The following is a 20039-nucleotide window of genomic DNA, read 5'->3' as shown; positions in this document are numbered from 1 at the left end:
TCTCTTTAGTTATTCGGTTCTGTCACTATAGCAACCCTGATGGCATCCAGTGATAATGAAGCCGATTGGATACCGCTATTCAACTTATCTTGACGTTGTTTCAGGTAATCCAGTTCTTGTGGTCGGATATTTGGATTGACCTTCGCTAGTGCGCTGAGCCGTTGATACTCTTGCTCCAATTCATTGTTCATATTGTCCAGCGCTTCTTGTTTAAGCGTTTTTTCCATATCAACAACCGCTTTTTTGGCTTGCTCCAGCAAGTTTTCCACGGGACTTCGGGCATGACGAATCAGTTCTTGTGCGGTGGCGCGCGGAATACGCCCAGCCATTTTATTAAAATCCTGCTCTTCAAACAGGGTTTGATATTGTCTGCCACGCTCATCAACCACCAGTCTGATATGGCTTTCAGAAATAAAACGCTGAATCTGTAAATCACGTTCAGACACGGTTCGCATAACAAATATCGCTTCAAGTAACAGGCTGCCAGCTTTCATCTCATCTGTTGCCAGTGTGCAGAAAGCGCTATTACCAAGCTCACTATTTAACACCATATCAATGGCGCCCAGCACCATAGGATGTTCCCAGGTCAGGAATGTCATATCTTCACGCCCTAAGGCTTTATGACGCTGATAAGTAGCCGTTAAGCCTTCATCTGGCAGCTCTGGAAACTGGGTCTGCATGTGAGTGCCAGGCTCGATAATAATGCTGTCGGTACTATGCGGCTGCTGATCCACACCAAAGGCATCAAACACATCATCCATAAATCCCGCCAGTTCAAGTGAACGTGACAGCGACTCGACTTCGCCGACCACATATTCGGCATGGGATTCATTATAAGAATGGCGTTCCAATAAACGGTGACGACCCGACTGTAATTCAGCCAGGGTTTGCTCAGTCACTTTTTGTGTTTGTTTTATTAAACTGTCTAATGCTTTGTTGTTTCCAGGTTCTGCCATTGCGGCTTGCAACTGTTGTTTGGTTTCTCCGGCAATACGTTGCCCCGCCGCCAAAACCTGTTCAAACGCATTCATACCGTCGTGATACCAATGCAATAACACAGACTGAGCTGTACCCGCATAATAAGGCACATGAATATGCACATCATGATGCTGACCGATACGGTCTAAACGGCCGATCCGCTGCTCCAGCAAGTCCGGATTTACCGGTAAATCAAATAACACCAGATGATGCGAGAACTGGAAGTTGCGCCCTTCACTGCCAATTTCAGAACAAACAAGGCATTGTGCCCCTTCTTCGTCATCAGCAAAATAGGCCGCCGCCCGGTCACGGTTCACCAGGCTTAAACCTTCGTGGAATACCGCTGAACGGATGCCTTGATTAATATTCAGGTAGTTTTCAAGCTGCTGAGCTGTGTCGGCTTGAGCACAGATAATCAAAATTTTGTCATCACGGTGCGCTTTTAAGAAATCGACCAGCCAGCTCACACGGCTATCATTTTTTAACCAGTCAGCCTCAGTAAAATGCTGCTCTGGCAGAATAATATGGCTGACATCTTCACCGACCAACGCTTGCGGAAGTGACAATTCATACTGATGAAGAATACGATTGGGGAAACCTTTCACTACATCACGCGTATTGCGATACAACACCCGACCAGTACCGTGTCTGTCGAGCAATTGTTGAATCACATCCACTTTAGCGACTGTAAACTGGTCTTCTGAGCTTAATTGTTCAAATAACAGCTCATCAATGTAGTCCTTAAGCTGCGACTGTTGTGCTGCTGATAATTGTGCCCAGGTTTCAGCCGCATCAAGCTGTTCAATTAATTCGCTGACAGGTTGATAAGCGGCTTCTTGCTTCACGAAGTCATCAAAATCAAAGAACTTGTCTGAGTCTAATAAACGCAGACGCGCAAAATGGCTTTCGATGCCTAATTGCTCCGGCGTCGCAGTTAATAACAATAAAGCAGGAATTTGTGCAGCCAGCGTTTCTATCAGTTGATAACCTTCGCTTGACTGGTCAGGTGACCACTCCAGATGATGGGCTTCATCAACAATTAGCATATCCCACTGGGCTGCCAGCATATCCACTTGCATTTGCGGATTGGCTAATAAATCGTTCAAACCACACAGAACAAATTGTGCACTGTCAAAAGGATTACCTTCATCCAGCTCTTGCAGTGCTTCATGGCGCTCATGGTCAATCAATGTGAATGTGAGATTAAAGCGGCGTAGCATTTCAACCAGCCATTGATGTAATAAGGCATCAGGCACCACAATAAGCGCGCGTCTGACCTGACCCGATAACACTTGTTTATGCAGAATCAAACCCGCTTCGATGGTTTTACCTAAGCCCACTTCATCGGCTAATAGCACCCTCGGCGCGAAACGCTGTGCCACTTGTTGAGCAATATAGAGTTGATGAGGTAAAAGCTGAACTCGTCCACCTAATAATCCATATACAGGTGACTTCACCAGTTCATGTTGATAATTGAGTGTTTTGGCACGTAATTCAAACTGACTGTTTTTATCGACCTGGCCAGCAAAAAAGCGGTCCTGCGGTTGATTAAAGTGCACACGGCTATCCAGATCCATTTCGTGGATACTGATCGGCTCACCGGCATCTGTATCACCTTGATAGATATAACAGCCATTAAAGGGCTGCACGGCACTAATCACAAAACTCACGTCTTCACGGGTGCTGACCTTGTCACCTTCAGAATAGATAACCCGACTCAATGGCGCATTATCGGCAGCATAAAAACGACTTTCTGCTGCGGCAGGAAAAAATACTTCAATACGACGTCCGCTGCTTTCCTGAATAATACCCAGACCCAGCTCTGCTTCACTGTTACTGACCCAGCGCTGGCCTACGATAAATGCACTATCTGACAATGTGGTTTGCTCCGTAATTTCATAATTTTTTATTCAACACCTTGCCGGTAAGCTGTTATGCGACGATAGAATCAAATCATCCTATCCAATCAGACTGACGCTGAGCCATACACTAAGCTCAGCAAGTCGCCTTATAGCCGCGACAAAAATGTTGTTAGGCACAGTATGGTAAATTGTTGGCTTATTTTTTCCTATAGCCGAGTGTTCATGGCCACAGAATTTTACACTGTAGAAACCACGACTGAAGTGGAATATGAAATAAAAAAATCACGATTTATTGGCGTTATCATGCCCTGCCAGAGTGAAGATGACGCTCTTCGTAAATTAGGTCAGCTAGCCCGACAACATCCTCAAGCAAATCATCTCGCTTTTGCCTGGCGTATTCGCCAACCAGAAGGTTTTTTGACCGAACGGTTCCATGATGCGGGGGAACCGTCCGGCACCGCAGGCCGTCCGATACTGGCGCCGTTAGAAGGACAGGATCTGATTAATACCGTGATTGGTGTGATCCGTTATTTTGGTGGTATCAAACTCGGTACCGGCGGTCTTACCCGAGCTTATGGTGCAGCCGCAAAACAAGCGATTGCCGAAGCAAATATTGTTAAATGGGTAGAAATGGCACAAATGACATTAGAGATTGATTACGCACAGCTTCAGTTGCTGGAATATCAACTCAAACAGCTACGCGGGGAAATCATTGAGCAGAATTTTACTGATAAAGTCGTCGTCACCCTGGTGTTACCCGCCAAACATCAGCAGGCTATCCGCCAACAATTTATAGCGAGCTATTAGCCTGGAATTGAATTAAACGACCTTCAATACCTGCTTGTTTAAAACCATATTTATCAGCAATATAGCTGATAGTGTTACGGTGATACATGAAGACATGTGTCGGATCGTTTTTATAATTCCAGCGATGAAAATCGATACCTTCATGGTAGATTTCTGTCATACAAAACAGTCGACCACCAGGCTTCAACAGATTTCTTAACTGAGAAAAGCTTTGTGCAGGATGATGAAAATGTTCAATGACTTCACAACTGCAAATATAGTCATATCGCTGCTCTAAAAGTGCATTATCATTAAAAAATAAAGGGTCATACGCGGCAATAGCAAAACCCGATTGCTGCAGTACATGAGTAATGACCGGGGCATGACCGGCACCGAAATCCAACCCCAGTTGGTGAGGTTGAAACAATTGCTGAACAAGCTCGGTAATCGGGGCAACAAATCGCTGAAAGCGGCTATCTTCCACATCATTCAAATGTTCCAGATAACGCCGTTGTTCTGCTTCACGATCCGGCCATAAAGCCGGATCCATGAAAATGCCATAACAAAACTGACATTGATGATATAAACGTTTTTTGAACTGATAAAACACACTGGCCTGATGCTGGCACAGCGGACAAATAACACTCATCTATAGTGGTAAGAAGCTGGTAATAAAACCAATCAAACCACCAAAGACCCCACCCCAGACAACTAACCAGCCTAAATGGGTACGAATCATGTCCTGAACTATGTTTTTCACCATTTGTGGTGTCAGTTCTTCCAGTCGTGATTCCACAATATGTTCAATTTGCAGATGAATATCATCAAAGACGTTGTGGCTGTTTAACTTAGACCGGACGCTTTGCTGAAATGAATCGCTATGGGCAATATCATCCAGCGAGCGTGTCATCTTTTTAATAAAAGGCTCACGCAGCGGCTCTAAAGCAGACTTGCCACCAAACATCGATAACATACTGCCAAAAGACGACTCCATAATTGTAGCGACAAGGCTATCGTAGACGGGCGCTAAGTCAGTATTTTCAATCACATCGGAGAAATCCAGCGGATGTTGAGCATTATCTGCCACTAATTCAGCCAGAAACCGATCGACATTGTCTTTACTGAAAAATTGCTGCATCACCAGCTTATGGATGCCCGCTTTAAACTCTTCAAAGCGTTCAACAATCACGCCAGAACCATATAGTCCTGGGACTTTCTCAAACAGCATATGAATGGCAATCCAGTTAGTCAGACTGCCAGCCAAAGCAAACAAACCTGTGGCCAGAATGGCCTTTGAGGCTTGAGAATCAACAAATAAACCGGTGGCAACAAAGGTGGCAGCCACCAGATGGGTAATTAAACTCTTATTCATCGGTCCATTTAGTTAATGCGTTGATAATCTGCGATGCTTGATCACGGCTGGAAATATTAAATTTCGAGCGTTGGCTGTACTCACCATTACGCTTCTGGTATCGACGAATGGTGTATTTATCTGGGCCAAATTCGCCTGTTTTGCGATCTAAATCCTGATAACGGAACATTACCGTTGCCCACGCACCTTTGGTTAAGATGACTTTATCTAACTCTTTAACCGTCATGGTCTCGCCTTCATGATATTCAACGGTTAATTCGTCTACTGTTTCAGCCATAGAATAAAAACTCCTAGATTATTTTTGATTAAAGTAGGCGGTCAGCACTTTACAGAGCATCACCGCATCCTGACTACCTGCTAGTTCGCGTATCGAATGCATGGCAAATGTGGGCAAGCCAATATCGATTGTTTTAACGCCGATATGTGAAGAAGTAATGGGGCCAATCGTGCTGCCACAGGCCATATCTGTTCTGACCACAAAATCCTGCACTGGCACATTATGCTGCTGGCATAATTGCCTGAATATGGCGCTGGTTTGACTGCTGGTGGCATAACGCTGATTAGCATTGGTCTTAATGACCGGTCCTTTGTTTAATAAGGGACCATGTTCAGCATCATGTCTGTCAGCGTAATTCGGATGTATCGCATGGGCATTGTCAGCCGATATCATCATTGATTGTTCCACCATGCGCTGATAGGCTTCATTGTTGATGGCCAGACGTTGCAGTACTGACTGCAAAAATGTGCCTTGCGCACCGGAAACAGATTGACTGCCCACTTCTTCATGGTCATTGCACACCAGTAAGGCAGGTCGTGTTTTATCGGCAGCCAGTAAGGCCTGCAAACCGATATAACAGCTCAGCAAATTATCCAATCTGGCACTACTAATAAAATCAGCAGATAAACCAATCACTGCGGCTTTTTGGGTGTCATAAAAACACATTTCATAGTCCAGCACCCGGCCAATATTGATATCTGGATACTGTTGCCGACATTGTTGTTCCAATAAAGCGCGGAAATCCAGGCTATCGCCATCATCGACTTGAGCCAGAATCGGTGGTAAATGCAATTGCGGATTAATATTACGGTTCTGATTCACTTCACGATCCAGGTGAATCGCTAAGCTTGGGATCGTTGCAATAGCCTCTTTAAAATCAATAATGACCTGTTCAATCTGCCCTTGAGCATTCTCATAACTCACTCTGCCAGCCAGTGATAAATCACGATCAAACCACGGATTTAATAAAGCACCACCGTAGACTTCAACACCAAGTTGCAATAAGGTCTGTTTCACCTTTTCCGGTTTGGGTTTCACTTTCAGGCAAGGGCTATCAGTATGTGCACCGACCATGCGTATGCCACTACTTACTAATTCTTGTCCGTTTAGCGTAAACGCAATGATAGATGCCTGACGAATAACAAAATACTGACCAGCGTCTAACTGTCCCCAGCTGTCAGCTTCATGAAGCTGAATAAAACCATTGTCTTCCAGTAATGTCTGCATGGATGCAACCGCATGATACGGTGTTGGTGAGGCATCAAGAAAATCACACAAACCGGGATTAAAATCACTTGGAGTATATTTCATAGTCAGCGTCATATTATTTGGAAGAGGTTAAAGTCGGCTTATGATACCGATTTTCAAGTTGGCTTGTTACTGATGTTAATCTTCTAAAATTTGGCCACGGTAGATTCGTAATGGCTTTTTCACTTTTTCACGTGGCTTATTTGACTCAGTTGAGGTTTCAGTCTCCTCAATTTCAACACCACGGTAAATGCGTTTTTTACTTGCTGATAGGGGTTTAGCAGCCTCGCTGCTGCGCTCTTCAAATGACACATTTAAAAACTGAAATATGTCGGTGTCATCATCAAGAAAGCTGCGTCCGGCTAATGGCATTTTGAGATTAGTTTTAAAAGAATACCGCTCAATATCCAAATTAAACCAGTGTTTTAATACTTGTTCGCCACGCAGAGATCCGTGTGATAAAGCGACGACCCGGCCATTTTCCAGCAGAATATGACAGGCTCGGTTTTCTGTTGTTGTGATAAAGACCGTTCCTGTCTTGCCAGCTTGAGACAGTGTGTAAATTTCTTTAAGAACGTCCGTATTATCTATCATCAATTATCAGGCAATGGCTCAGGCTTGTTTATTAAAGGTTAGATTACAACAGCTCGTCATCATCTTTCACTTTTTTTCTTGGTCGTTTCGATAAGCCACCATGTAAACGACAACGATCAGCCAATGCACCGATGCCCCAGCCTTCGGGTGGCCTGATAGCGACTGAGCGTTTACAACGCTTACCCCCAGTAAGACGAGCGCCGCATTCAGGGCGGTAGCGTTTCACTTTTTCCCAACCTTCCAGTGTTTGTGAGGCTTTGCGTATCACTTTCACTTCGCGGGGTGACAGTTGACTCTGGTCAACCGGATGGGTTTTTTGATCCGTTTGCCGCCACCAATAACGTACAACCGGTACAGGAAGGCCAAATCGACGAGCCAAATCATCAGGTTTACGGTAAATTTCCATCTCAAGCAGCAATATAGCGGCTTGTTCTAATCGGGCAGTAAACTCTCGGCTCTCTTGTGGTGTCATTTAACTAATTGGCCTCATAGCTCAGCGAAATAATGGCTTCAGTCAGCTCTTCTATTTCATCTTCCGGTTGAGCAATACCACGCACAGAAATACCCGCTTGATGAACACTATCCGGATCACCGCTAATCAGCGGATGCCACTCAGGCAAATCTTCACCTTCGGCTAGTAAACGATAAGCACAGGTTGCAGGCAACCAGTCAAAATAGTGCGCATTTTCGATGCTTAATTGAATACAGTCCGGAATGACGGTTTGACGATTCTCATAATCCTTGCAGCGACAGCTATGGATATCTAATAAAGAGCATGCGGCTTTTGTGTAATACATGCGTCCATCATCTTCATCTTCCAGTTTGTGAAGACAGCAACGCCCGCAGCCATCACACAGGCTTTCCCATTCATCGTGTGTCATCTGACTGAGTCGTTTGTGTTTCCAGAATTCAGTAGATGTTTTATGCTGCTTAGTCATGACAGATTCTATCGCCCTATCCAGCTTGCTTACCCCTCTCATCAGGCAGTTCAATCCTAAAACGATTTTAACGGCCGGAGAGACAGCAGCTAGTTGTCTGCAAACCGATAATGATACTAGATTGCAGCATCTGACGACACCGTTTAAACAGCAGCAACTGCATGATATTGAACCAGTAGACCTGGCCGTTATCAGTCACTTAACGGAGTCACTCGAAAAACCAGCAGCCCAAGCCTGGCTTGGTATGATCAAGAATCAATATGCGCCTCATGTTATTCTCATCAGCCATACTGAACTGGCGGCTAAAAACGACTGGCAATTCACCGACTATCTGGCAATGGGCTTTAAACATATTGCGGGTACAGAGGAAGGCTTGCGCATTTTTAGTTATGCGATAGAAAACTATCAGCCTAAACGTGATTGGCTGAATAGCCGGTTCTGGGCAAACCCCGAAATGTACGACAAATACCGATGGTAATTCATCGCATTGTCATAAAACTGCATTATTATAAAAAAATCTGTGTAAAACGATCTGAAAGGCAATATGACTGAAGAAAACGCTTTAGATTTAAATAACCCGGCTCTGTACATCAACCGTGAATTAAGTTTACTTGAATTCAACTGGCGCGTTTTGCAGCAAGCGCTTGATCCTAATGTGCCTTTGCTGGAACGTCTCAACTATTTATGTATCTCTAGTACCAATCTGGATGAGTTTTTTGAAGTGCGTGTTGCCGGCCTGATTCAGCAGATCGAAATTGGTGATCCTTACATTGAATCCGATCAGATCACTGCACAGGAATGTTTGAAATTAATTAACCAGCGCGCGCATGAACTGGTCGAAGAACAATACCGTGTTTTGAATGACGTGTTATTACCTGAGTTAGATCAGGAATCTATCCAGGTTTTACCACGTGCACAATGGACAGATGAGCACAATGCCTGGCTGAAAGACTATTTTCAGGAAGAAATTTTACCTATCCTCAGTCCAATGGGGCTGGACTCGGCACATCCCTTCCCACGTTTACTCAATAAAAGTTTGAACTTTATTGTGTCACTGGTCGGCAAAGATGCCTTTGGTCGTGACCGTGGTTACGCCATATTACAAGCGCCTCGTGCGCTTCCACGTGTTATTCAGCTTCCACCTGAAATGGTAGCCGAAGGCGAATACAAATTTGTGTTCCTGTCATCCATTATCCATGCCTTTGCTGAAGATCTATTCTTTGGCATGAAAATAAAAGGTTGTTTCCAGTTCCGGGTGACACGCAACAGCGATTTGGCCATTGATACTGAAGAAACCAGTGATTTACTTGCCACCATTGCAGACGAACTAACACAACGTAACTACGGTGATGAAGTGCGTTTGGAAATTGCACATAACTGTCCTGAAGATATGGTTGAGTTTCTGCGTAATGAATGTGCGATGGAACGTGACAACGTTTATCTGGTAAATGGTCCAGTTAACCTGAGCCGTATTCAAACGGTTTGTTCACTGGTGGATAGACCGGATTTAAAATTCAGACCATTCACTCAAGGTCGCCCGAGCGGTTTAAGTCTGGATGTCGATATTTTTGATGCTCTGCGTAAGCAAGATATGCTGTTGCACCACCCTTATCAGTCATTCACACCAATTATTGACATGATTCGTCAGGCAGCGGCTGACAGTAGTGTCCTAGCTATAAAACAAACCTTATATCGTACCGGCGCTAAATCACCGATTGTTGATGCCTTAGTTACGGCTGCTCAGGCAGGTAAAGAAGTGACCGTTGTGGTGGAGCTGCGTGCACGCTTTGATGAAGAAGCTAACGTCGCATTAGCATCACGTCTGCAGGAAGCGGGTGCCCATGTGGTATATGGTATCGTGGGTTACAAAACCCATGCGAAAATGCTGCTTATCCTCCGCCGTGAAAATGGCAAGCTACGTCGTTACGTTCACCTGGGTACAGGTAACTATCACCGCAGTACATCTCGTATTTATACCGACTACGGTCTACTGACTTCTGATAAACAGATAGGCGAAGACGTTAACAATCTGTTCATTCAGCTGACCAGCCTCGGTAAAATTCCTCAGATGCATAAATTGCTGCATGCACCATTCACTTTGCATGAAGGCTTGCTGGCAAAAATCGAAAAAGAAATTGATTCAGCAAAAGCAGGCAAACCAGCCCGAATCATCGTTAAAGTGAATGCTGTTGTTGAACAGGAAATGATTCAGGCGTTTTATCGCGCCTCAATGGCTGGCGTTAAAGTCGATCTGATTGTCCGTGGCATTTGTTGTCTGAAACCAGGAGTTGAAGGCCTGTCTGAGAATATTCAGGTCAGAAGTATTATCGGTCGTTTTCTCGAACACACTCGTGTTTTCTACTTTGAAAACCAGGGTTCACCTGAAATCTGGGCTGGTAGTGCAGACTTAATGAAACGGAATTTATTACGTCGTGTTGAAACCTGTTTCCCGATTGAATCGAAAAAATTACGCACCCGTATTATGGAAGATTTAGAACTTTATCTCACTGATAACACACAGGCATGGATTCTAAATGCTGATGGTCGTTATCACCGTGTTGACAGAGAAGAGTCAGCGCCACAAATTTCGGCACAAACTGCCTTGCTGGAACAAATGGCGAAATCGTTTTAGATTTACTATGGAAACCATTGCTTTTTTTAATTTAAAAGGCGGCGTCGGTAAAACGACGTCCGCCGTTAATATTGCCTGGCATGCCGCCAATGAGGGAATTCCGACTCTGATATGGGACTTGGATCCTCAAGGCGCGTCCAGCTGGTTATTTAATACCACTGCAAAATCAGAAACAAAACCGAAAAAATTATTAACTGGCAAAACGCCTATCGGGGATTTAGTCAGAAGCACAGAATTTGAGAATCTGGATATTATTCCAGCTGATTTTTCCTTCCGTCATTTGGATCACCAACTTAGTGAACAAAGTGATCAAGGTAAACAGAATCTGATTGCTAAGCTGGTTGAGCCATTCAGTGAAAATTATGCGTTGATGATTTTGGATTGCCCACCGAGTTTTTCCTTACTCACAGAACAAATATTCGCCACTGCCGACTCGTTATTTCTGCCATTGATTCCAACGCATCTGTCTCTGCGAACATTTGAGCAGACTCGTGACTTTTTTAAAGAACATAAATTAAAGCCAAAACGTCTGCATGCCTTTTTTAATATGGTCGACAGACGCAGAAGCATGCATCGTGTCATGCTTGCTCATCCACCAAAGATGCTGAAAAATGGTTTAAAAACAGCGATTCCTTACGCAGCAATCGTCGAAAGAATGGGTGATTATCGCCAACCTCTCCCCGCTTTTGATAAACAATCGACCGTTAGTCAGGCTTATGCCGAATTATGGCGTGAAATTAAACAGACACTGTCAGATTTTTAATATCACGATCTCGGCTTAATTCGCCAACAACGGTGAATTTTTTTATTTCTCTCAAAATCTCGCGGTATGGTGGCCGTACTGATATCTTCAATTACAAATTGATTTAAAGCGTCGCTATCTAATTCAAAATCACGACGATTTGTGGAGAAAATCAATTCTCCGTCTGATGTCAGTAACGCACCTGCTTGCTTGATCAGCGTGCTGTGATCTCGCTGAATATCAAAGACCCCTTCCATCCGGCTTGAATTAGAAAACGTTGGTGGATCAAGGAAAATTAGGCCGTAACGTTTTTCATCTTCCTGTGCCTGTTCCAGCCACTCAATACAATTAGCCCGAATATACTGGTGCAGTTCACCGACAAAACCATTTAGTTTCATATTGTCTTCAGCCCACGCCAAATAGGTATTGGACATATCGACGCTGGTTGTTGATCTTGCCTGACCTGCCGCCGCATAAACACTGGCCGATCCGGTGTATGAGAATAAATTGAGAAAGTCCTTACCTTTGGCTAATTCTCTGACAAGTTGTCTGGTATCACGGTGATCAAGAAATAAACCTGTATCTAAATAATCGGTCAGGTTTACCCAAAAGCGCAGCCCATTTTCACGCACTTCAAAGCGTTGGTTTTTGGCAGCCTGTGCTTCGTATTGTTCTTTACCACGTTGTTTCTTCCTGACTTTTAATGCTACATGGGTGACAGGTACTTCGAAGACCTCAGGAATAATCTGCATCGCTTCCTGCAGTCGTTCTACGGCTTTTTCAGGATCAATCTGCTTGGGTGGTGCATATTCCTGAACGTGGATATGGTCATCATAAAGATCAATGGCTAACGCATAATCAGGTAAATCAGCATCATAAACCCGATAACAACTCAATCCCGACTTACGCGCCCACTTCGCCAAGTGTTTTTTATTTTTCTTTAAGCGATTGGCAAACATCGCACCTTGTTCGGTCATTTCAACAGGCGCTTGTTCACGGCTTTCTTCTTCGTCATCGACAAACTGGGTTGGCGATGCTGTAAGTTCGTTTGTACGTACCGGGCGTGGTGCACGATAGAAAAGCACGTCACAGGCGATGGGGCCATTATCAAAAGGCACGGTATCAAATAGCGTCAGGCCAGTAAATTTACCTAATTGCGCATTATCTGTTATCAAAGCCGTGCGCCAGCCTGCGAATGACTCATTAATAATATTGCCGAGGCTTTCGTACAGATAATGTAATTCATCCGTACGGCCAATACGTTCACCGTAAGGGGGGTTACAGACAAATAAACCTGTTTTCGGTAGTTCTGTTGCCAGTCTTGGCCATTCAAGCAAATCACGTTGGCTAACGTGTATGCGGTCACTGAGACCTGCTTCTGCAATATTATTTTTAGCGGCTTCAACCGCGGATGCGTCAGCATCTCCCCCAACAATCACAGGGCATCGCGCTAGACCGGCTTGTCTTCTTCGCTCTGCATCTGCTTTGAGCTGTTTCCATATGTCTTTATCGTGCTGTTTCCAAAAACTAAAGCCGTAATAGTCACGTAAAATGCCAGGGGCGATATCAGCAGCAATCATCGCGGCTTCGATAAGAAATGTCCCAGATCCGCACATGGGATCGATTAATGCCCAGCCTTGTCGTGCCAGTTTAGGCCACTCTGCACTCAGTAAGATGGCTGCAGCCAGATGTTCTTTCAGCGGCGCCGCGGTATTACTGACTCGGTAACCACGCTTGTGCAAACTTTCGCCCGATAAATCAATGCTAACCGTGGCTTGATTGTGTTTCAGATAAACATTAATACGCACATCAGGCTGGTAGAGATCAACGGAGGGTCGTTGACCAAAAAGCGTACGAAAACGATCAACAATCGCGTCTTTTACGCGCTGAGCACCGTATTGAGTATGTTTTATCTTTGAACGAAAACTATTGAAGTCAACAGCAATAGTGCTATCAAGCTCATTAATATGGTCTTCCCATGGAAGTGCATTAATCCCTTCGTAAAGCTGTTCCGGCGTTTCTGCTGTTAAATGGGCAATAGGTAACAAGACTCGGATAGCGACGCGAGACCACAAACATACTGTATATGCCTCGGCCAAAGTGCCTGTAAAACGGATATTTCCCTGATCTTGCTTGGTATTTTTAATACCTAGCTGTTTTAGTTCTTCCGCAAGCAGTGGCAACATACCTCTCGCTGCTGTCACCGTAAACTTGTGTTGTTTAGCCATATTGCCTTCCTGATATAATCAAAACATTTTAATACAGGTGAGCACACTAATGGCAGTTACTGACAAACAAAGACGTTATCTCAAAGGGCTTGCCCATACCTTAAAACCGGTTGTTATGATTGGTAACAGTGGTTTAACTGATTCGGTGCTTGCCGAAATTGATAATGCACTGGAACATCACGAGCTAATCAAGGTCCGAGTAAGTGGTCAAGAACGCGCAGATAGAAAGGCCATGTTAGATAAAATTGCTGAAGAAAGTGGCGCAGATTTGGTTCAAGTGATCGGTCATATCGGTGGATTTTATCGGCCATCAAAAAAAGCTTTAATCCAACTACCAAGGTGATTATATGATTCAAAAACCAGCAGACACAGCTCAACCCATAGAAAAAGTAATGGCAGAACGTTGGAGTGGTCGTGCTTATGATCCCACCGTTATGGTGACATTGGAAGAAATCACTGCGCTTTGCGAAGCTGCCCGCTGGTCTCCCTCTTGTTTTGGTGATGAGCCATGGCGCTATCTGGTTTGTGATAAAAATACTGACGAATCTGCTTGGAAAAAAGTGCTTTCTGCACTTGTGCCTGGCAATCAGGAATGGGCAAAAAATGCACCTGTTTTAATAGTTACTGCCTCTGTCCCCAACTTTAGTCAAAATGATAAACCCAATCGTTGGTCTGGTTATGACACGGGTGCAGCCAGTATCAGTCTATGTTTACAAGCTACAGCGATGGGACTGATGAGTCACCAGATGGGGGGATTTGATGACAAAGTGCTACGTGAGTCTTTCAATATTCCTGCTGATATCCATATTTGGTCTGTTATTGCTATCGGACACCAGGCTGCATTAGATAACCTCACTGAAGAACAACTAGAGAGGGAATTGTCCCCTCGTAAACGTCGCCCAGTTGAGCAAGCATTTTTCATGAATAAATGGTCATAAAATAAAAATTACCAGGAGAGAGAAAATGATGAAAAAAATGCTTCTTTTAGTCGGCTTATCAATAATAGCGACAAATGCTTCTGCTTACGACAAAGTGTATCTCGACAGATTACTTAAAACCTTACAGTGTAACTTCTGTAACTTGAGTGAAGCTGATCTGACAGGTCATGATTTGAAAGGCGCTGATATGAGTGAAGCCAACCTCAAAGGCATTAACCTCACTGATGCTAAATTACATGGTGTTTGGTTTACCCATTCCAGAATGCAGGGAGCCATTCTAGAGGGTGCTGATGTAAGTAATGCACTGATGGATTACACAGAATTGGCTGGTGCGAACCTCAGAAAAACAAATTTATCAGGCACTCAGCTTATCTTTGCTGATTTAAGTGATGCAGATTTAACAGGTGCTAGCCTCGAAGGCGCTGAACTTCGTGGAGTCACCTTCTGTAACACCATCATGCCGGACGGTGAAATAAACAACAGTGGATGTCAATAAAATAGGATCTAAGCCATTACTTTCAAGCAGCCTGATTCAGGCTGCTTTTTTATGCAGTTATGCGGAGGAATTCGCTAGTGATATATATCAGATATCTACTCTTAGCTATTTTGTTAACACCACTAGTATCTCAAGCAACCCCCAGTAAGATTGAACTTGTTAACGGTGATACGCTGACGGCTGACATCGTCTCCGAAACCGATGACACCTTAAAGCTAAACCACCCGCTACTCGGTGTCATGATTATTCCGCGATCGCGCATTAAAAGTCTGGTCTCATCGACCAATACAGAGCCAACCACTCCGCCGCCACAAGCAAAACCAGAAGTACAGCATGTCGATGCTGATGATGGCTTATTTGGTACAGGTCTTTACACAAACTGGAAACGAAGACTGGATCTGGGACTAGGTGGTACTGCCGGAAAATCCAGTACAAATCAGCTCAATATTGGTTTTAACGCTGATTATGAGTCAAAACAAATGCGTACATCTCACAAGACGGCATTCTTCCGCGCTGAATCTGATCACGAATTGTCAGCACAAAGTTTTTTTACCTCAATGAACCGAGACTGGCTACGCCCTGATTCACCCTGGTTCCAGTTTGCCGGTGGCCGTTTTGACCTGGATAAGTTCAAAGACTGGGATTACCGTACTAACGCCAATGCCGGTTTTGGTTATGAGTTTGTCAATACCGACACATGGTTTTTTGTTGGCAGAAGTGGTTTAGGTTTTAATCGAACCTTTGGTGGCGAACAACAAGATTTCACGCCTGAGGGAATGTTAGGTATTGAAACCAAATGGGATATGAATCAATACCAACACGTAGAGTTCTCTAATACGTATTACCCCAGCCTCAATGATAGAGACTATAGGAATCTCACTTCTCTGGACTGGATTCTTGACTTAAACAGTTTCGTCGGTGTTGCATTGAAACTGGGAGTTACCAATGAATATGACTCTACTGTGCATGACGATACCGATCCCAATGACTTTAAATATACTGTCTCATTAGCCTGGAAGCTGTAGAATACCTCCCTTTTTGCAATAAAATTCTTGTGACTAATTCTGAGCAAAACTTAACGCAACTCATTCAATCCGCAATGCTGACAGACAGATACCGTCTTCAACGTCAGTGGCAGCAATTACAAAAGAATAAGGCAAATGCTGAGGCTATTGGTCAGTTTACTCAGCGAGTGCTGAAATCAGTTGAGCGAGCCCAAACCCGTCTCAAGAACATCCCGAAACCAGACTTCAGTGCTGATTTACCCGTTATTGAACGTCGTCATGAAGTGGCGAAAGCCATTCAGGATAATCAGGTGATTATTCTTTGCGGTGAAACCGGTTCAGGAAAAACAACACAACTCCCTAAAATCTGTCTGGAACTGGGCCGTGGTGTCACAGGTTTGATTGGGCATACACAACCACGTCGTATTGCTGCCAGAACTGTTGCGACACGTATTGCTGAGGAACTGGGCTCCGAGATCGGTCAAACGGTGGGTTATAAAGTCCGCTTTCATGATCAGGTCAATACAGAAAGCAGCTACATCAAATTAATGACCGATGGTATTTTGCTGGCAGAAACACAAAATGACCGCTTTCTGAATCAATACGACACCCTGATTATTGACGAAGCACATGAACGAAGCCTCAATATCGATTTTTTACTAGGTTATATCAAACAGTTGTTACCCAAGCGTCCTGACCTCAAAGTCATTATCACTTCTGCGACCATCGACACAGAGCGTTTCTCCAAACATTTTGATAATGCGCCGGTCATCGAAGTCAGTGGTCGCACCTATCCGGTAGAAGTGCGTTATCGTCCTCTTCTCACCACCGATGAAGACTCACCCGATTACGATATGGTGTCAGGCATCGTTGCTGGCGTGGACGAACTTTGTCGTGAAGGCCCTGGCGATATTCTGATTTTCCTTGCCGGTGAACGCGATATACGTGATGTGTCCGAAGCATTACGCAAGCACCATCCACCGCAAACGGAAATTCTGCCTCTGTTTGCCAGACAGTCAGCCGCTGAGCAAAATCGTGTGTTTAAAACGGGTGGTCAACGACGCATTATTTTGTCTACCAATGTCGCGGAAACATCATTGACCGTGCCCGGCATACGCTATGTGGTTGATCCGGGCAATGCCCGCATCAGTCGCTATAGTGTGCGTAACAAAGTGCAGCGACTGCCAATAGAAAAAATTTCTCAGTCCAGCGCTAATCAGCGTTCAGGTCGCTGTGGTCGAGTTGCGGCGGGTATTTGTATTCGTTTATATGACGAAGATGATTTTAATAATCGTCCGGCCTTTACCGATCCTGAAGTGTTGAGGACCAACCTCGCCTCCGTCATTTTACAGATGTCGGCCCTGAAATTAGGTAATCCGGCGAAATTCCCCTTCATTAATCCACCGCCACAAAAAATGATTAATGATGGTTACCGCCTGTTAGATGAACTCGGTGCTGTTGATAAACAACGCAATATTACTGAGGTGGGTAGACAGCTATCCAAACTTCCGATTGATCCTAAAATTGCCAGAATGTTACTGGCTGGTGCAGAGCAAAACAGTCTCACCGAAGTACTGATTATTGCCAGTGCTTTAAGTATTCAGGATCCACGTGAAAGACCGATGGATAAACAGCAGGCGGCTGATGAGGCGCATTCTAAATATAAAGATGAACGTTCTGATTTTATTGCCTTTATTAAGCTATGGAATCATTATCACGATAAGAAAAAACATCTCAGCCAGAATAAGCTGAGAAAGTACTGCAAAGAGCAGTTTCTATCATTTTTGAGGTTACGTGAATGGCATGACATTCATCAGCAGTTACATGTTCAACTCGCTGAGCTTGGTCTCAAGTTTAACCAGCAAGAAGCGAGTTACGACAGTATCCATCGCGCTCTACTTGCTGGTTTGCTCAGTCATGTGGCAACAAAAACCGATAAGTTTGAATATACCGGTGGTCGCAATTTAAAGTTACAAATATTCCCAGGTTCAGCCTTACATAAAAAAGGACCAAAATGGATTATGGCGGCTGAGTTGGTTGAAACCGGTAAGCTCTACGCCAGGATTGTGGCCAAAATAGAACCGGAATGGATTGAACCTATTGCTGGGGACTTAGTTAGACGACAATATTCAGATCCGCACTGGGAGAAAAAGCCTGCCCAAGTTGTTGCTTTCGAATCAGTCTCTCTCAATGGCCTGCCAATTGTCAGCCGTCGCCGTATTCATTACGGCCCTATCGATCCGCCTGTAGCCAATGAGATTTTTATTCGCTCGGCGCTTGTAGAGAGTGACTGGCATTGTCAGGCGAAGTTTTTCCAGCATAACCGTCGTCTGATTGAAGAAATTGAGCTGCTTGAACAAAAATCGCGACGCCGTGACGTACTGGTCGATGACGATACGTTGTTTGATTTTTATCGAAAAAAAGTACCCGATAACATTGTTAACGGTGCCAGTTTCGAGAAATGGCGGAAACAGGCAGAAAAGAAAGATCCCAATTTATTGATGCTCAGCAAAGAAGTGCTTATGCAGCATCAGGCCGAGCAAGTTACTGCGGACCAGTTCCCGGATCAAATATTAATCAACAGAGTCCCGCTGCCGCTTGAGTATCATTTTGAGCCGGGAAAAGCAGAAGACGGCATAACACAAACCATTCCATTATCACTACTGAATCAAACCAGCAGTGAACGTTATGAATGGTTAGTGCCGGGATTATTACGCGAAAAAGTCATTTTCCTGATTAAAGCTTTACCGAAATCGTTACGTCGTCATTTTATTCCAGTGCCCCAGTATGCTGATCAATGCATAAAAGCCATGTCGAGTACATCTGGGGCTTTATTACCTGCCCTGAGTGAACAATTACGAAAACTCACTGGCGTTGAAATTGATATGTCAGACTGGCGGACAGAAGAACTACCGCTTTATCTACAAATGAATTTTAAGCTGGTGGATGATCAGGGAGAGTTGCTCGATGAAAGTCGTGATCTGGATAAGCTGAAGGAAAACTGGGCTCGTGAAGCCGCAGCCAGTTTCAGACAAATTCCAGATAGTGACTATGAAAAGAGAGGACTCACGTCATGGTCATTTGATACGTTACCAGAGCAAATCACACTGGAACAGAATGGTTTAGAAGTTACAGCCTATCCCGCACTGGTCGACAAAGGGGATTGTGTTGATTTAACCTTGATGGATACGAAAGCGCAGGCTGCAGAACTAACACGTTATGGACTGCGTCGTCTGTTTATGCTGAACCAGGCTGATGCCGTTAAGTATTTACATAAAAACCTGCCCGACATCAAACAGATGTGCCTGCATTATGCCAATGTGCCGCCTTCACCCTACGCTGATAATAAGCAGACAGATATTAGCCCTTGCGAGCAGCTGAAAAGCGATCTGATTCATGTGGCGTTTGACCGCTGTTTTATTCTTGATCAGCCCACCATCACTGATAAAACAGCATTTGAAAAGCGCATCACAGAAAGAAAAAGTGATCTGATTAACCTGGCTGCCAAACTGGCTCAGAATATTGCCAAACCGCTTGCCGAATATCATGCCATTGCCAAACGTTTAACAGGCAATATTCCACTGGCAGCTATCAATTCTGTAAACGATATAAAACAACAACTGGGCTTTCTGATTTATCAAGGCTTTGTTCACGATACGCCAGATGAGGCGTTAAAACGTTTGCCAGTGTATTGCCAGGCAGCAGGTATCAGACTTGATCGTTTATTAACAGATCCTAATAAAGACAAACAACGTATGGCAGAAGTCATGCCACACTGGCAAAAGTTTATTAATAAGGTCAATAAAATCGAAACGGCTGATTTTAAAGAGTACCGCTGGATGCTTGAGGAATTTCGTATTTCCGTCTTTGCTCAGGAACTCAAAACGGCCTACCCCATTTCAGCTAAGCGTTTGGAAAAACAATGGCAACAATGCTGATGTGTG

At 44.3% G+C, this 20039-nt stretch carries 18 protein-coding genes; 9 read left to right on the top strand and 9 right to left on the bottom strand.

Going from position 1 to position 20039, the window contains the following annotated elements; translation table 11 throughout:
- Positions 1–5 precede the first annotated feature (5 nt).
- Positions 6–2855, bottom strand: a complete 2850-nt coding sequence (rapA, locus tag MAMP_RS05550) for an RNA polymerase-associated protein RapA (protein ID WP_007145018.1) — start codon at positions 2853–2855, stop codon at positions 6–8.
- 207 nt (positions 2856–3062) lie between these two features.
- Here rapA and MAMP_RS05545 point away from each other — a divergent pair, with 207 nt between their 5' ends.
- Positions 3063–3647, top strand: coding sequence for a YigZ family protein (locus MAMP_RS05545; protein WP_007145017.1), 585 nt, complete (start codon positions 3063–3065; stop codon positions 3645–3647).
- Here the strand turns inward: MAMP_RS05545 and MAMP_RS05540 are convergent.
- The 7 genes from MAMP_RS05540 to MAMP_RS05510 form a co-directional block, all read right to left on the bottom strand.
- Positions 3631–4275 (bottom strand): class I SAM-dependent methyltransferase, encoded by a 645-nt coding sequence (locus tag MAMP_RS05540; protein WP_007145016.1) that lies wholly within the window; start codon positions 4273–4275, stop codon positions 3631–3633. The two genes, MAMP_RS05545 and MAMP_RS05540, sit on opposite strands and share 17 nt — an antisense overlap.
- Positions 4276–4998 (bottom strand): DUF445 family protein, encoded by a 723-nt coding sequence (locus MAMP_RS05535; RefSeq protein ID WP_007145015.1) that lies wholly within the window; start codon positions 4996–4998, stop codon positions 4276–4278.
- Positions 4991–5275: a hypothetical protein gene (locus MAMP_RS05530; protein WP_007145014.1), complete on the bottom strand. Its 285-nt coding sequence runs from the start codon at positions 5273–5275 to the stop codon at positions 4991–4993. The genes MAMP_RS05535 and MAMP_RS05530 overlap by 8 nt, the downstream gene beginning before the upstream one ends.
- Before the next feature lie 18 nt (positions 5276–5293).
- Entirely contained in the window at positions 5294–6586 is a 1293-nt protein-coding gene (locus MAMP_RS05525; RefSeq protein ID WP_040576209.1) for a M18 family aminopeptidase, read from the bottom strand.
- Between the two features lie 75 nt (positions 6587–6661).
- Entirely contained in the window at positions 6662–7117 is a 456-nt protein-coding gene (locus MAMP_RS05520) for a hypothetical protein (protein WP_007145012.1), read from the bottom strand.
- Positions 7118–7160: 43 nt separating this feature from the next.
- A complete protein-coding gene (locus MAMP_RS05515) occupies positions 7161–7589 on the bottom strand; it encodes a hypothetical protein (protein ID WP_007145011.1) in 429 nt (142 codons plus the stop codon).
- A gap of 4 nt (positions 7590–7593) precedes the next feature.
- The gene (locus tag MAMP_RS05510; protein WP_040576208.1) at positions 7594–8055 is read right to left on the bottom strand and encodes a YcgN family cysteine cluster protein; all 462 of its coding nucleotides are present in this window, start codon (positions 8053–8055) and stop codon (positions 7594–7596) included.
- Between MAMP_RS05510 and MAMP_RS05505 the strand changes: the two genes are divergently transcribed.
- From MAMP_RS05505 to MAMP_RS05495, 3 genes are all read left to right on the top strand, one after another.
- A complete protein-coding gene (locus MAMP_RS05505; RefSeq protein WP_040576207.1) occupies positions 8054–8533 on the top strand; it encodes a DUF6231 family protein in 480 nt (159 codons plus the stop codon). The genes MAMP_RS05510 and MAMP_RS05505 overlap by 2 nt on opposite strands.
- Before the next feature lie 66 nt (positions 8534–8599).
- A complete protein-coding gene (gene ppk1 / locus MAMP_RS05500) occupies positions 8600–10687 on the top strand; it encodes a polyphosphate kinase 1 (protein ID WP_007145008.1) in 2088 nt (695 codons plus the stop codon).
- A gap of 7 nt (positions 10688–10694) precedes the next feature.
- Positions 10695–11450: a ParA family protein gene (locus tag MAMP_RS05495; protein WP_007145007.1), complete on the top strand. Its 756-nt coding sequence runs from the start codon at positions 10695–10697 to the stop codon at positions 11448–11450.
- 2 nt (positions 11451–11452) lie between these two features.
- Here the strand turns inward: MAMP_RS05495 and rlmKL are convergent, their stop codons facing one another.
- Entirely contained in the window at positions 11453–13657 is a 2205-nt protein-coding gene (gene rlmKL, locus MAMP_RS05490) for a bifunctional 23S rRNA (guanine(2069)-N(7))-methyltransferase RlmK/23S rRNA (guanine(2445)-N(2))-methyltransferase RlmL (protein WP_007145006.1), read from the bottom strand.
- A gap of 49 nt (positions 13658–13706) precedes the next feature.
- On the opposite strand from rlmKL, the gene yhbY reads away from it, so the two are divergent.
- The 5 genes from yhbY to hrpA all read left to right on the top strand — a co-directional run bounded on the left by yhbY (position 13707) and on the right by hrpA (position 20033).
- A complete protein-coding gene (gene yhbY / locus MAMP_RS05485) occupies positions 13707–14000 on the top strand; it encodes a ribosome assembly RNA-binding protein YhbY (protein WP_007145005.1) in 294 nt (97 codons plus the stop codon).
- 4 nt (positions 14001–14004) lie between these two features.
- Positions 14005–14595 carry a nitroreductase family protein gene (locus MAMP_RS05480; protein WP_007145004.1) on the top strand — a complete coding sequence of 197 codons (591 nt, stop codon included), beginning with the start codon at positions 14005–14007 and terminating at the stop codon, positions 14593–14595.
- A 25-nt stretch (positions 14596–14620) separates the two neighbouring features.
- Entirely contained in the window at positions 14621–15091 is a 471-nt protein-coding gene (locus tag MAMP_RS05475; RefSeq protein ID WP_007145003.1) for a pentapeptide repeat-containing protein, read from the top strand.
- A 77-nt stretch (positions 15092–15168) separates the two neighbouring features.
- On the top strand, positions 15169–16116 hold the full coding sequence (locus tag MAMP_RS05470; RefSeq protein ID WP_007145002.1) for a DUF481 domain-containing protein: 948 nt from the start codon (positions 15169–15171) through the stop codon (positions 16114–16116).
- 74 nt (positions 16117–16190) lie between these two features.
- On the top strand, positions 16191–20033 hold the full coding sequence (gene hrpA / locus MAMP_RS05465; protein ID WP_007145001.1) for an ATP-dependent RNA helicase HrpA: 3843 nt from the start codon (positions 16191–16193) through the stop codon (positions 20031–20033).
- Positions 20034–20039 lie beyond the last annotated feature (6 nt).

Source organism: Methylophaga thalassica MP (genome assembly GCF_000214595.1).
Lineage (GTDB): Bacteria > Pseudomonadota > Gammaproteobacteria > Nitrosococcales > Methylophagaceae > Methylophaga > Methylophaga thalassica.
The sequence above is the reverse complement of the archived record's forward strand: the minus strand, read 5'-3'. Positions and strand labels throughout refer to the sequence as shown.

Excerpts from the sequence above, each read along its gene's own strand:
- MAMP_RS05545 (WP_007145017.1), top strand. The coding sequence starts at position 3,063 with ATGGCCACAGAATTTTACACTGTAGAAACCACGACTGAAGTGGAATAT.
- rlmKL (WP_007145006.1), bottom strand. The coding sequence starts at position 13,657 with ATGGCTAAACAACACAAGTTTACGGTGACAGCAGCGAGAGGTATGTTG.
- ppk1 (WP_007145008.1), top strand. The coding sequence starts at position 8,600 with ATGACTGAAGAAAACGCTTTAGATTTAAATAACCCGGCTCTGTACATC.
- MAMP_RS05480 (WP_007145004.1), top strand. The coding sequence starts at position 14,005 with ATGATTCAAAAACCAGCAGACACAGCTCAACCCATAGAAAAAGTAATG.
- MAMP_RS05520 (WP_007145012.1), bottom strand. The coding sequence starts at position 7,117 with ATGATAGATAATACGGACGTTCTTAAAGAAATTTACACACTGTCTCAA.
- MAMP_RS05510 (WP_040576208.1), bottom strand. The coding sequence starts at position 8,055 with ATGACTAAGCAGCATAAAACATCTACTGAATTCTGGAAACACAAACGA.
- yhbY (WP_007145005.1), top strand. The coding sequence starts at position 13,707 with ATGGCAGTTACTGACAAACAAAGACGTTATCTCAAAGGGCTTGCCCAT.
- MAMP_RS05495 (WP_007145007.1), top strand. The coding sequence starts at position 10,695 with ATGGAAACCATTGCTTTTTTTAATTTAAAAGGCGGCGTCGGTAAAACG.
- MAMP_RS05525 (WP_040576209.1), bottom strand. The coding sequence starts at position 6,586 with ATGAAATATACTCCAAGTGATTTTAATCCCGGTTTGTGTGATTTTCTT.
- hrpA (WP_007145001.1), top strand. The coding sequence starts at position 16,191 with ATGCTGACAGACAGATACCGTCTTCAACGTCAGTGGCAGCAATTACAA.
- MAMP_RS05515 (WP_007145011.1), bottom strand. The coding sequence starts at position 7,589 with ATGACACCACAAGAGAGCCGAGAGTTTACTGCCCGATTAGAACAAGCC.
- MAMP_RS05535 (WP_007145015.1), bottom strand. The coding sequence starts at position 4,998 with ATGAATAAGAGTTTAATTACCCATCTGGTGGCTGCCACCTTTGTTGCC.
- MAMP_RS05475 (WP_007145003.1), top strand. The coding sequence starts at position 14,621 with ATGATGAAAAAAATGCTTCTTTTAGTCGGCTTATCAATAATAGCGACA.
- MAMP_RS05530 (WP_007145014.1), bottom strand. The coding sequence starts at position 5,275 with ATGGCTGAAACAGTAGACGAATTAACCGTTGAATATCATGAAGGCGAG.
- MAMP_RS05540 (WP_007145016.1), bottom strand. The coding sequence starts at position 4,275 with ATGAGTGTTATTTGTCCGCTGTGCCAGCATCAGGCCAGTGTGTTTTAT.
- MAMP_RS05505 (WP_040576207.1), top strand. The coding sequence starts at position 8,054 with ATGACAGATTCTATCGCCCTATCCAGCTTGCTTACCCCTCTCATCAGG.